Origin of the sequence: Pantoea sp. App145 (assembly GCF_047947045.1) — a bacterium.
Taxonomy (GTDB): domain Bacteria; phylum Pseudomonadota; class Gammaproteobacteria; order Enterobacterales; family Enterobacteriaceae; genus Pantoea.
The window spans coordinates 1,707,101-1,719,479 of record NZ_CP133290.1 but is presented as its reverse complement, the minus strand read 5'-3'; the positions used below and the strand labels follow the sequence as shown (position 1 = coordinate 1,719,479).

General features: G+C 55.8%; 12 protein-coding genes. 3 read left to right on the top strand and 9 right to left on the bottom strand.

Features of this window, described 5'->3' with window-relative positions; translation table 11 throughout:
- Positions 1–175: 175 nt before the first annotated feature.
- Positions 176–1,378 (bottom strand): MFS transporter, encoded by a 1,203-nt coding sequence (locus tag RCF31_RS07890; protein WP_416413006.1) that lies wholly within the window; start codon positions 1,376–1,378, stop codon positions 176–178.
- A 164-nt stretch (positions 1,379–1,542) separates the two neighbouring features.
- Here RCF31_RS07890 and ushA point away from each other — a divergent pair, with 164 nt between their 5' ends.
- Positions 1,543–3,309 carry a bifunctional UDP-sugar hydrolase/5'-nucleotidase UshA gene (gene ushA / locus RCF31_RS07885; RefSeq protein ID WP_416413005.1) on the top strand — a complete coding sequence of 589 codons (1,767 nt, stop codon included), beginning with the start codon at positions 1,543–1,545 and terminating at the stop codon, positions 3,307–3,309.
- Between the two features lie 3 nt (positions 3,310–3,312).
- Here the strand turns inward: ushA and RCF31_RS07880 are convergent, their stop codons facing one another.
- Entirely contained in the window at positions 3,313–3,747 is a 435-nt protein-coding gene (locus tag RCF31_RS07880; protein ID WP_084873244.1) for a multidrug/biocide efflux PACE transporter, read from the bottom strand.
- Between the two features lie 90 nt (positions 3,748–3,837).
- Here RCF31_RS07880 and RCF31_RS07875 point away from each other — a divergent pair, with 90 nt between their 5' ends.
- Positions 3,838–4,707, top strand: a complete 870-nt coding sequence (locus tag RCF31_RS07875) for a LysR family transcriptional regulator (RefSeq protein WP_299458288.1) — start codon at positions 3,838–3,840, stop codon at positions 4,705–4,707.
- On the opposite strand, the gene ybaK is transcribed toward RCF31_RS07875, so the two are convergent.
- The 3 genes from ybaK to copA form a co-directional block, all read right to left on the bottom strand.
- Entirely contained in the window at positions 4,704–5,183 is a 480-nt protein-coding gene (gene ybaK / locus RCF31_RS07870; protein ID WP_208714235.1) for a Cys-tRNA(Pro)/Cys-tRNA(Cys) deacylase YbaK, read from the bottom strand. The two genes, RCF31_RS07875 and ybaK, sit on opposite strands and share 4 nt — an antisense overlap.
- Before the next feature lie 171 nt (positions 5,184–5,354).
- The gene (locus RCF31_RS07865; RefSeq protein ID WP_299456798.1) at positions 5,355–6,158 is read right to left on the bottom strand and encodes a TraB/GumN family protein; all 804 of its coding nucleotides are present in this window, start codon (positions 6,156–6,158) and stop codon (positions 5,355–5,357) included.
- A 71-nt stretch (positions 6,159–6,229) separates the two neighbouring features.
- Positions 6,230–8,734 carry a copper-exporting P-type ATPase CopA gene (gene copA, locus RCF31_RS07860; protein ID WP_416413004.1) on the bottom strand — a complete coding sequence of 835 codons (2,505 nt, stop codon included), beginning with the start codon at positions 8,732–8,734 and terminating at the stop codon, positions 6,230–6,232.
- A 96-nt stretch (positions 8,735–8,830) separates the two neighbouring features.
- On the opposite strand from copA, the gene cueR reads away from it, so the two are divergent.
- Complete coding sequence (gene cueR / locus RCF31_RS07855; RefSeq protein ID WP_084873257.1) at positions 8,831–9,247, top strand: Cu(I)-responsive transcriptional regulator; 417 nt, start codon at positions 8,831–8,833, stop codon at positions 9,245–9,247.
- On the opposite strand, the gene RCF31_RS07850 is transcribed toward cueR, so the two are convergent.
- From RCF31_RS07850 to RCF31_RS07835, 4 genes are all read right to left on the bottom strand, one after another.
- Positions 9,223–9,681: an NfeD family protein gene (locus tag RCF31_RS07850; RefSeq protein ID WP_416413236.1), complete on the bottom strand. Its 459-nt coding sequence runs from the start codon at positions 9,679–9,681 to the stop codon at positions 9,223–9,225. The genes cueR and RCF31_RS07850 overlap by 25 nt on opposite strands.
- Positions 9,681–10,595, bottom strand: coding sequence for an SPFH domain-containing protein (locus RCF31_RS07845; RefSeq protein ID WP_299456793.1), 915 nt, complete (start codon positions 10,593–10,595; stop codon positions 9,681–9,683). The genes RCF31_RS07850 and RCF31_RS07845 overlap by 1 nt, the downstream gene beginning before the upstream one ends.
- Positions 10,596–10,650: 55 nt before the next feature.
- On the bottom strand, positions 10,651–11,505 hold the full coding sequence (locus RCF31_RS07840; RefSeq protein WP_299456791.1) for a thioredoxin family protein: 855 nt from the start codon (positions 11,503–11,505) through the stop codon (positions 10,651–10,653).
- A gap of 79 nt (positions 11,506–11,584) precedes the next feature.
- Positions 11,585–12,358, bottom strand: a complete 774-nt coding sequence (locus tag RCF31_RS07835; RefSeq protein WP_416413003.1) for an SDR family oxidoreductase — start codon at positions 12,356–12,358, stop codon at positions 11,585–11,587.
- Between the last annotated feature and the right edge of the window lie 21 nt (positions 12,359–12,379).

The window sequence follows — 12,379 nt, the reverse complement described above, 5'->3', positions numbered from 1 at the left end:
GTAACAACCTAGTTTACTGCACAATGGCTAACGGAGTTTATACATTTGCGCAGAATATGTAGAAAACTGATAAAAAAGCCGCCGAAGCGTCATTTTCATCAGTTATCCCCCTCTATCGGCAGGATTTATGCTGAATAGAGGGGGAAGGGAAAAATAATTCCCCCCGGAAACAGGCTCAGGCGTGACGATTATCAGGCAGGAAAGCAGTCAAAAGGCCAATAAGTGGCAGCCAGGCACAGATTTGGTATACCCATTCGATGCTGGTGTGGTCTGCAACCACGCCCAGTACCGCGGCGCCCAGTCCACCCATACCGAAGGCAAAACCGAAAAACAGCCCGGAAACCATACCGATACGTCCCGGTAACAGCTCCTGTGCATAAACCAGAATGGCGGAAAATGCCGAAGCGAGAATCAGGCCGATAATCACGCTGAGTACACTGGTCCACATTAATGTGGCATGTGGTAATAACAGCGTGAAGGGGGCAACGCCCAGAATTGAACCCCAGATAACATATTTACGGCCAATCTTATCGCCAATTGGCCCGCCAATAATGGTGCCAGCCGCCACTGCGCCCAAAAAGGCAAACAGATGAAACTGCGATGCTTGCACCGAGAGGCCGAATTTCTGCATTAAATAGAAGGTGTAGTAGCTACTCAGGCTGGTGAGATAGAAATACTTGGAAAAAATCAGCAGCAACAAAATGCTGATCGCCAGCGCCACTTTTTTGCGTGGCAGCGGGTTCGCTGGCGTGATGGTGGTTTTGGCTTTAGCGGCGCGCTGCTGATGGCTGTACCAGCGGCTGACCTGCAACAGCACGATAATGCCCAGCAGCGCTGCCAGCACAAACCAGCCGAGGTGGCCTTTGCCATAGGGGGCGACAATCATCGCCGCCAGCAGTGGGCCGAGGGCGCTACCAAAGTTGCCACCGACCTGGAACAGTGATTGCGCCAGGCCGTGACGTCCGCCCGATGCCATACGCGCCACGCGCGATGATTCCGGATGAAAGACCGATGATCCGCTACCCACCAGCGCGGCCGCCAGCAGAACCTGGACATAATCGCTGGCAAAGGTCAGCAGCACCAGACCACATAGCGTAAAGCCCATCCCGACCGGGAGTGACCAGGGTTTGGGGTATTTGTCAGTGTAATAACCCACCAACGGTTGCAACAGAGAGGCGGTCACCTGAAAAGTCAGGGTGATCAGGCCAATCTGCACAAAGTTAAGGCTGAAGTCTTTTTGCAACAGCGGGTAAATCGCCAGCAGCAGTGACTGCAACATATCATTCAGCAGATGGGCGAGGCTGATAGCCCCTAAAATGCCAAATGCAGTACGCGCCGGAGCGCGTGTCGGGGAAGTGAGGGTATGATCGCTTGCCATAAAATTCCTGAAATGTGCCAATTTTCGTTATCAAGTTGTTACTTCTCACATGACTCTATAAGCCTTTCATCTTGAGTTAAAGTGCGATCTGTGCGACACAGAAGGGCGATAAAGCACATAAAGTCCACTGGTTTGTGGAAACACGCAGAATAAGGAGATCGGCTTTGTTGTTACTTCCACGCAGAACGCATTGGCTGGCGTTGATCATCTTACTGTTGCCAATGCTGGCACAGGCCTGGCAAACCGATCGCACCTATCGTCTGACTATCCTGCATACCAACGATCAGCACGGCCATTACTGGCCCAACGCGCAGGGTGAGTATGGCCTTGCGGCGCAGAAAACCCTGATGGATTATCAGCGCTACGATGCGCAGTCCAAAGGGAACGGCGTGTTGATTCTGTCGGGTGGCGACGTGAATACCGGTGTGCCGGAGTCTGATTTGCTGGATGCGGAACCCGATATCCGCGGCATGAATCTGGTGGGCTATGATGCGATGGCGCTGGGGAATCATGAGTTTGATAAGCCGCTCAGCGTGTTACAAAAGCAGCAAAAGTGGGCCAAATTCCCTTTCCTTTCCGCCAATATCTACGACAAAAGCACCGGTAAGCGGCTATTCAAGCCGTGGGCGGTCTTCAACCGTATGGGACTGAAAGTGGCGGTGATCGGCCTGACCACCACCGATACGCTGCGCATCGCCAATCCCGCCAGCGTGGCGGGTCTGGAGATTCGCGATCCGGTCACGGAAACCGAAAAGGCGGTGGCGGAACTGCGTGCCAGCGTAAAACCGGATGTGATTATTGCGCTGACCCATATGGGCCACTATGACGATGGCAGGCACGGCAGCAATGCGCCGGGGGATGTGGAGCTGGCACGCAGCCTGCCGCCCGGTACCATCAACCTGATTGTCGGCGGCCACTCGCATGATGCGGTCTGTATGGAAAAAGAGAATGTCAGCGTCAAAAACTATCAGCCAGGCCAGCCCTGTCAGCCGGATCGCCAGAATGGTGTGTGGATTGTGCAGGCGAAAGAGTGGGGTAAATATGTCGGGCGCGGCGATTTTACTTTCCGTAACGGCGAGCTGTCGTTGGAGAACTACCAGCTGATCCCGGTTAACCTGAAGCACAAAGTGAAGAATTTCGACGGCAGCGAATCGTGGCTGACCTGGCAGGAAGAGATTCCGCAGAACCCGGCGATGATGAAATTGCTGACCCCGTTCCAGAAACGTGCCGAAGCAAAACTGGATGTGAAGGTTGGCAGCAGCGACGGTGTTTTTGTTGGCGATCGTGACCAGGTGCGTTTTGTGCAAACCAATCTGGGGCAGCTGATTTTACGCGCCCAGATGGCGGCGACCAAAGCGGACTTTGCGGTGATGAGCGGCGGCGGCATTCGCACCTCGCTGGCGCAGGGAGAGATCAGCTGGCGCGATTTATTGCAGGTGCAGCCGTTCAGCAATCAGGTGGTTTCCGTGACGCTGACTGGCCGGGAATTGCTGGCTTATCTGGCAAAGGTCGCCAACATCACAACCGATGCGGGCGGCTTTGCGCAGTTTGCCCATATCAGCCTGGTGGCTGATGGCAGCAGCGTCAGTGAGGTGAAAATCAACGGTGTTCCGCTGGATATGGATAAAACCTATCGCATGGCGACCAACAGTTTTAACGCCACCGGCGGTGATGGTTATCCGCGCATCGACAGCCATGCGGGTTATAGCAACACCGGGTTGCGTGATGCTGATGTCTTGCGTGACTGGGTCAGCCATCATTCACCGCTGAAGGTGAGTGACTACGCGCCAGGTGATGGCATCGTTCACCTGACGGAAGCACAGAAGCAGCAACGGGATAAAGCGCAGGAGCCACCGCAGGAGAAACCAAAGAAGCGCAGCTATCCGCAAACGGTGCTGGCGTGGATTCTGCCCCATGCGGTAAAGAAATAAATCTCAGGCCTGACATGACTTACGCGTCAGCCAGCGCTGGCGCAACTTATCCCATAACCAGTTATACGCCACGGTATAAGGCAGGAAGAACAGGAAAAACGCCACTTCCAGCATAAAGGCTTCCAGCAGGGAAATACTGAGCATCCAGGCGGCGATCGGCAAGCCAATCACGATAAAGCCGCCTTCAAAGCCCAGCGCGTGCAGAATACGCAGCAGCGGACCCCGATGCACTTTACCTGGCGGGCAAAGGCGGTCAAAACCGGTGTTGTAAATCATGTTCCACAGCATGGCGACGGTCGACAGCATAATCGCCAGCGATCCCATCTGAAACAGCGGCTTTTCCATCGCCCAGGCTGCCAGAGGGGCTACAGTCAAAATCGCCAGAATTTCAAAGCATGCGGCGTGATAAAAACGCTCTTTTAATGAACGGGTACGCATAAAAACCTCCTGATTTGTTACGCGGCGCATTTTTTCACTTGCTGATGCTAAGATAAAATGAACACCTATCGATAAAAGCGATGGATAACGATGAAATACTCCCCGGAATCCCTTGAGGCTTTTGTACAGACTGTGGCCAGCGGATCCTTTTCTGCAGCCGCGCGTGCGCTGGGCAAAAGCCAGTCCACCATCAGCAGTGCGGTGGCGAATCTGGAAGATGATTTAGGTTTTATGCTGTTTGATCGCCAGGGGCGTCAGCCGGTCATAACCGAGCAGGGCCAGCGTGCGCTGGCGCAGGTGCAGCAAATTCTGGCGGCCAGCCAGCGATTGGATGAACTGGCGGTGCGTCTGGCACAGGGCGTGGAGCCACGCCTCAGCCTGGCGATTTCTGATTTCTGGCAGGCGGATCATCATGAAAATCTGCTGACCCGTTTTGAGGCGCGTTATCCGGATATCGAATTTGAATGCATGATTGCGGAAGACGCCGATGTGCTGGATCTGCTGCAGGCCGGGCGGGTACATCTGGGCGTGGTGCGCGCCCAGCCTGCGCTGCCCGCAGATATTGCGGTGACACGGTTGCAGGTGGGGGCGCAGATGGCGATTTATCTGCATCAGGATCACCCACTGGCGCAACAGGCACAGGTCAATGAGGGGCAATTGGGCGATTTGCGCCAGCTGCGGCTCAATACCTGGGTGGAAACGCGCGAACCGATGCCCGCTGGCCGGGTGTGGTCAGCGCCTTCCTATCTGTTATTGCTGGAGATGGCTGAACAGGGGTTTGGCTGGAGCGTGCTGCCGCGCTGGCTGGTACAGCAGTTTGGTCATCAGGTATTGCAGGAGTTGCCGGTGCCGGGATGGCCGCAGCATATTGCGGTGGAAGCGGTCTGGTCGCGGCGCAATCCGCCCGGACCTGCCGGGCGTTGGATGATCGATCAACTCTGCGCTCAGCAGCCTGCTTAATCGCGACGGGCTACATCCGCCAGCGGCGCATCCAGCAGACGCGACAGATCCTGCGCCGCCAGTTCAATATCCAGCCCACGTTTCCCACCGGAAATAAAAATGGTGGCGAACTCTGCGGCCTGTTGATCTATCACCGTAGGCAGACGTTTTTTCTGCCCCAGCGGGCTAATCCCACCCACCAGATAACCGGTTACGCGCTGCGCCAGCAGCGGATCGGCCATGTCGGCTTTTTTTGCCCCCAGTGCTTTGGCGACCTTCTTTAAATCCAGCTGGGTGGAAACCGGGGTGACGGCCACTGCCAGCTGTTTGGCATCACCGTTTAGTGCTACCAGCAGCGTTTTGAATACCTGACGTGCATCCAGATTCAGCTTACGCACTGCCTCGTCACCAAAATTGGTTTCATGGCTGTCATGTTCGTAAGGATGCAAAGTAAAGCTGACTTTTTGTTTTTCCAGCAGTTTTACGGCGGGAGTCATTTTTTTAATCCTTGCTAAGAAAAATCTTAAACTTATTGTGGCGAATAATGCTGGCGAAATTCTGAACTTTGCGCGAGAATTGGCCCGCGCCAGCCAGTAATGGCTGTGTGATAACCAAAATCATAAACAAATTCTTCTTTGACGGGCCAATAATAATATTGGCCTTCTTTTTTAGCGCGCCTTCAGCAGCCCCGGCAAATTATCATCCCCGTAAAGATGGAGCGCACCGACCGCCACCACATAACGCCCCGGCGGCAGTGCCAGCATCAATTCCCGCCAGTGCTGGTTGCGATTACGCATCAAAGTGTCATTCAGTTCATTGCTAAAGGTGGTGGGTAACGCCACCGGTTGCCGTTTCGGCGGGGCATCAAGCCACCAGCTGATCATGGTTTGCAGCAAACGGGCGTTGGTGTGCCAGTGCTCCAGCGTATCCAGCAGCAGCGGCAGGCCATCGTCTGGCAGCGATTTCAACAGGGCGATTTGCGTGTCAGGGCCTTCCAGCTCAATCACCGGCTTATTGACGTTTTTGGCCGCCTGCAACAACTGATAATCAATGCCATATTGTGGTCGCAGTCCGAGGCGCTGCGCCTGTTGCGCCTGCAACATCAGGGCAATCTGCCAAAGGGGTAGATGATCAAACATCGCTATCGACAACGTCAGCTCGTCACACAAGCTGTTCAGCCTGCTAAAGGTGGCGCTATCCAGACGTTCCGCCAGCGACGGCAGCTCATCACTGTCGGCGAACGGTGAGCCACCCTGGGTGATATCGGCTTCAACGATCAATGCATCAGCTTTTGCTAGCTGCCGCAGTAAACGGGCGGGCAGCGGCTGCATATCGCGTGTGCCCATATGAATGCTGCCGACCAGATGTAACCGGCGATCGCCCAGCTGAATATCCATCGCGGGCCAGGGGTAGCTGGCCGGAAACAGTCGCGCTATTAGCTGTGTTACGCATTGCCACAGGCTGCGTCTCATTCCCTGTCCTTTTTAAGTCAAAAATCCATGCTAGCGATTTCGACGCACAAAAAACAGCGCAGGGCTTGCTATTAGCGCACCGGCGGCTTAAAGCGCAGCAGACGATTCGCGTTACTCACCACGGTTATGGAGGAGAGCGCCATCGCTGCACCGGCCACAATCGGGCTAAGCAACATCCCGGTAAACGGATAGAGCACACCTGCTGCAATCGGAATACCTAAGCTGTTGTAAACAAATGCACCCAGCAGGTTTTGTCGCATATTACGCAGTGTGGCGCGGGAAATGGCCAGCGCATCAGCGACACAATGCAGGTCGTTGCGCATCAGCGCCATGGCGGCGGTTTCAACAGCGACATCGCTGCCGCCACCCATAGCAATCCCCACGTCTGCCTGCGCCAGCGCCGGAGCGTCGTTAATCCCATCGCCTACCATCACCACTTTGCGCCCCTGCTGTTGTAACTGCGCAATGGCCTGCGCTTTGCCTTCAGGCAGTACGCCCGCAATAACCTGGTCAATGCCGGCTTCGGCAGCAATAGCCCGCGCGGTTTTTTCATGATCGCCGGTCAGCATGATCAACTGATATCCCTGTTGATGCAGGCGTTGCAGCGCGTCGCGGCTCTCCGGACGCAGGCTGTCACGCAAGGCGATCAGTCCCAGCAGTTGGCGCTCATCCGCCAGCAGTACCGGGGTGGCACCCAGCGCTGCCAGCCGCTCGATATCATCACGAGCGACCGCACAATCAACCTGCTGCGCTTCCATCAACGCAAGGTTGCCCAGCAATAACGTTCTGCCTGCGACTTTAGCGCTGACACCCTTGCCGCGTATTGTACGAAATTGCTCAATGTCAGCGGCAGGCAGCTCTGGTGTAGCCGCAATGATCGCTTTTGCCAGTGGATGGCTGGAGCCTTGCTCCAGCTGTGCCGCCGTCTGCAGCACCTGCTGACGATCCCAGTCGGCATACAACAGCACATCGCTGACCTGAGGCGAGCCCTGCGTCAGGGTGCCGGTTTTATCAAACACCAGCGTGTCTACTTCGCTGGCGCGCTGTAGCGCATCAGCATCCCGTACCAGCACACCCAGCTCTGCGGCACGACCCACCCCGGCAATCACCGACATCGGCGTTGCCAGCCCGAGGGCGCAAGGACAGGCGATAATCAATACGGTGGTGACAATCACCAGCGTGTAAGCCAGCTGCGGTTGCGGGCCTGCCAGATACCAAATCAATCCACTAAGCAGGGCAATCGCTACCACTACGGGCACAAATACTGCGGAGATACGGTCAGCAAGACGTCCGATATCGGGTTTACTGCTCTGTGCCTGGCGCACCAGATTGATGATGCGTGCCAGGGTGGTGTGGCTGCCGGTAGCTCGCGCGGTAAAACGCAGCGTGCCATCCTGTACCAGCGTACCGGCGTAAACTTTGTCTCCGGGCTGTTTGCTTTGCGGTACGGCTTCGCCCGTCAGCATGGCTTCATCGCACCAGGCTTCGCCACTGGCTACTTCGCCATCGACCGGCACGCGGTCACCGGTTACCAGTTTAATCAGCATGCCGGGCTGAACTTCACTCAGCGGCAGCAGGGTTTCACCCTGATCGCTGATAACGCGAGCCTGGGCCGGGGTTAAATCCAGCAAACGTTCCAGCGCCTGAGAAGCCCGTTGCCGTGCTCGCTGCTCAAGCGCATGGCCCAGATTGATCAGACCAATGATCATCACGCTGGCTTCAAAATAGAGATGACGCGCCTGCATCGGGAAAAATTCGGGCCACAGCGCCACGCTCATAGAATAGAGCCAGGCGGCACCGGTACCCAGCGCAACCAGTGTATCCATGGTTGCCGTGCCGTGGCGCAGGCTGCGCCAGGCGCTGCGATAGAAGTGGCCACCCGCTATCACCATCACCAGTAACGTTATGGCCCCCAGTGTGCGCCATAAGGTGATGTTGCTGGCGTTGAGCATCATATTGTCGCCCAGCATGCCCCAGATCATCATTGGGACGCCGAGCAATAATGCCAGTGCCGATTGCCAGCCAAAACGGCGCATCGCCTGACGGGCGCTGACCTGCTGGCGTTCACGGCGGGTTTGTTCATCTTCGATAATTTCTGCTGAATAACCGGCCTGATCGACCGCACCTATCAGGTCTGCGGGTTGTGCATCACCGAGCACCAGCGCGCTGCGCTCGCCAAGGTTAACGCGTGCCTGACTGACGCCAGGCACTTTTTGTAGTGCCTGCTCAACACGGCTGACACAACTGGCACAGCTCATACCACCAATTAATAAGTGATGGACAGGCTGGGTTTCATCTGCCGGGGGCGAATAGGACTCCGTTGCCAGCGCCTCCGGCTGCGGCTCTGATGCTGCCAACGGTTCAGACTTTGGGCTGTCTTTCAACGCTGCGTGATACCCCGCCTGTTCTACGGTGGCGATCAGATCGCTGGCGCTGGCGGCACCCGTGACGCGTGCTTCCTGCTGAGTCACTTCAGCCTGTTCAACATCGCCGCGCTGTTCCAGCGCCTCTTTGACCCGTTTGACGCAGTGGCCGCAGGATAAGCCATCCAGCGCCAGCAACTGTGTATGTGACATGTTTAACTCCTTATGCGTTCAGGTTTGACTGCATGCAGACTTTGCATTAGTTATAAAGCCTAAACCTTCCATTCAGGGGAAGGTCAAGGGGAGCAAATGAACATTAGCGATGTCGCCAAAAAAACCGGGCTGACCAGTAAAGCGATTCGTTTCTACGAAGAGAAAGGCGTCGTGACGCCGCCGCTGCGCAGTGAAAATGGTTATCGCAGTTACAATCCACACCATATTGATGAACTTAACCTGTTACGCCAGGCACGGCAGGTGGGGTTCACCCTTGAAGAGTGCCGCGAACTGGTGACGCTATTCAATGATCCCGCGCGCCATAGCGCTGATGTGAAGGCGCGAACGTTGCAAAAAGCGGATGAGATTGCTGCCCATATCGAGGAATTACATGCGATGCGAGCACGTTTGCTGGCGCTGGCCGAAGCCTGTCCGGGTGATGATGGCGCTGAATGCCCCATCATCAATCACCTGGCGGGATGTTGCCATCAGGGTGCAGGAAAGCGCGGCTGAATCCGTAGCGTGATGCCGACCACACCCGTGACCACCACCTGAGTACCGGCAGGTAGATCGTTTTCTGCCTGCACGCGCCAGCTGCTGTCGCCAATGCGTATATGGCCGGTGCCATCTTTCAGGGTATTTTCCAGCGTAAAGTGCTGCCCGATGAGCTGTGTACCGCGCTGATTGAGAACGTTTGGTTGCTGAGACGCTTCACGGTAGCGCATCCAGCGATACCAGAAAAATACGCACAGCAGCGTCAATACCGCAAACAGCACGCCCTGGCTGGTCCATGAGAAGGGAAAAAACCACTCAATGATGCCGACCAGTACCGCCGCCAGCCCGCTCCATAACAGATAGCCACTGGTGCCGAGCATCTCCGCAGCCAGCAACAGGCCGCCGAGTGTCAGCCAGAACCAGTGCGGATGCGCAATCAGCTCCATCAGGATCACGGTTTGCGCTCCCTGCCACTCTCTTTCAGCAGCTCGCTAATTCCGGCCACCGAGCCGAGCAGGCTGCTGGCATCCAGCGGCATCATCACGACCTTGCTGTTGCTGGCTTCACCGATTTTTTGCAGAGCATCGGTATATTTTTGTGCCACAAAGTAGTTCACCGCCTGAATATCCCCGGCGGCGATCGCTTCGGATACCATACGTGTTGCAGTGGCTTCTGCCTGCGCCTGACGCTCACGTGCTTCGGCATGCAGGAACGCGGCTGTTCGTTCCCCCTCAGCTTTCAGGATTTGTGACTGTTTTTCCCCTTCAGCGCGCAGAATCGCTGCCTGACGCACTCCTTCTGCCGTCAGGATGTCGGCACGTTTGGTTCGTTCGGCTTTCATCTGCGCGTTCATGGCGGCAATCAGTTCCTGTGGTGGACGCACATCACGAATTTCGATACGGGTGATTTTCACTCCCCAGGGGTTGGTCGCTTCATCGACAATGTGCAGCAAACGGGTATTGATGTTATCGCGCTGCGACAGCATTTCATCCAGCTCCATGCCACCGAGAACGGTGCGGATGTTTGTCATGGTGAGATTGAGTATGGCCAGCTCAAGGTTGCTGACTTCATACGCCGTGCGAGCGGCATCGATTACCTGAAGAAAGCAGACCGCATCGATAGTAACGTTGGCATTGTCTTTGGAGATCACTTCCTGGGAGGGGATATCGAGTACACGTTCCATCATATTGACCTTGCGGCCAATGCGATCCATGAACGGCACGACTAACGTCAGACCGGGTTGCAGGGTACGGGTATAACGCCCAAAGCGTTCCACCGTCCACTGATACCCCTGTGGCACAATTTTTACTCCGGCCCATACGGTAACCAGCGCGAGTACGATGATTACCGGCATCACAGTCAACATATAACCTCCTGGTTGTCAGATGAGGGAGCTGAGTCTCTTCGGCTCCCTTTTAACGCTAGTACAGCAGCGAATAGAGCTGGCGGCGATAGCGTGCAGCCAGTGCATCACCCGTTCCCAGCGCGGCCAGAATTTCCTGCAACATCTTACGTACCTGGCCGTCACCGGCGTTGAGATCGCTTTTCAGAAAGCTATACAGAAGCTCAAGCGCTTCTTCATTACGGCCCACCTGATGCAGCTGTAAAGAAAGTTTAGCAGCCAGGTCGGCGTTCGCGGGGTCCTTTGCCAGCTGTTCCTGCAAATGCTGAATTTCCGGGGTATCGGCGGCCTGTTTCAGTAATTCAATTTGTGCCACCAGGCTTTGATAACGCGTGTCCTGATCCTGCAACGGCACCACATTCAGCACCGCTTCCGCTTCATCGCTACGGTTCAGGGTGATCAGCACTTCTGCCAGCAGAAAGCCAATTTCACTGGCCTGATTGCTTAACTGCCAGGCGTCTTTCAGCAGCGGCAATGCCTCCAGCGGTTTGCCTTCATCCAGCAGGGCCATCGCCTGCTGTGCTTTCAATTCTTCTTCGCGCGGCAGGACTTTTTGCAGCAGGGCGCGAATAGCTTCTTCAGGCTGCGGTCCTTGGAAACCATCCACCGGCTGACCATTCTGGAACAGATACACCGTCGGGATTGAGCGCAGACCAAATTGTGACGCCACCATCTGCTCTTTATCGCAATCCAGTTTTGCCAGAATAAACTGCCCGGCATATTCCTGGGCCAGATGCTCCAGCACCGGCGTCAGCTGCTGGCAGTGCTGGCTGCGGTCGGACCAGAAATAAAACAGCACCGGCAACTGCATGGATTGTTCCAGCGTCTGATGCAGGTTGGATTCGTTGATGTCGATAATTAAAGCGTGTGACATGAATGCGTCTCTTTGCTGAAAGTGTGTTGAGAATATGGGGGCAAGCTGCCCGGCTTCAAGTTCAAATCAGGGTTGCAGGCTATTTGCTGCGCAAAATGCGATCCAGCATCCAGCCTGGCAAGATGCGTTTTAACAGGCTCATACTCCAGGCCACCAGCGTCACCGGATAGCGCAAGCGCGGGTGCTGACTTTCCAGCGCATGACGTAGCTTCGGTAAAATCGCCTCGGGCGGCAGGGTAAAGCGTGCGGCAATACCGGGATTGCGCACCGGTTTATCGCTCTCGCCCTGATGAACGTTATCGGTGAAGCGGGTACGAATCGGTCCTGGTTCAATCAGGCTGACACGGACGCCGGACTGACGCAACTCCATCCGCAGCGCATCACTCCAGGCTTCCAGCGCATATTTACTGGCGGCGTAAGCGCCGCGTCCGGGGGTGGAAATCAGCCCCAGCACTGAGCTGGTGTTGATGATACGACCATTGCCGCTGGCTTTCAGCGCGGGCAGCAGACGCATCGTCAACTGATGGGTGCCGAAAAAGTTGGTGGAGAATTGCTGTTCCAGTTGCTGACGTGACAGGCTTTCGAGGGGGCCGTAAATGCCAAAGCCACCGTTGTTGAATAAACCGTGCAGACGATTTTCCGTCAGCGCAATAACCTGGTCGGCGGCGGCATCGACGCTGGTTGGATCGTCAAGATCCAGTGCAATCCCGATAAATCCCAGCGCATGCATACGCTCAACGTCTTCTGCCCGGCGACAGGCAGCAATCACGCGATACCCGCGTGACAACAGATCATTTGCAGCCACCAGGCCAATGCCGCTGGAGCAGCCGGTGATAAGAATCGATTTTTGCATAACTTTACCTGTTAAAAATCA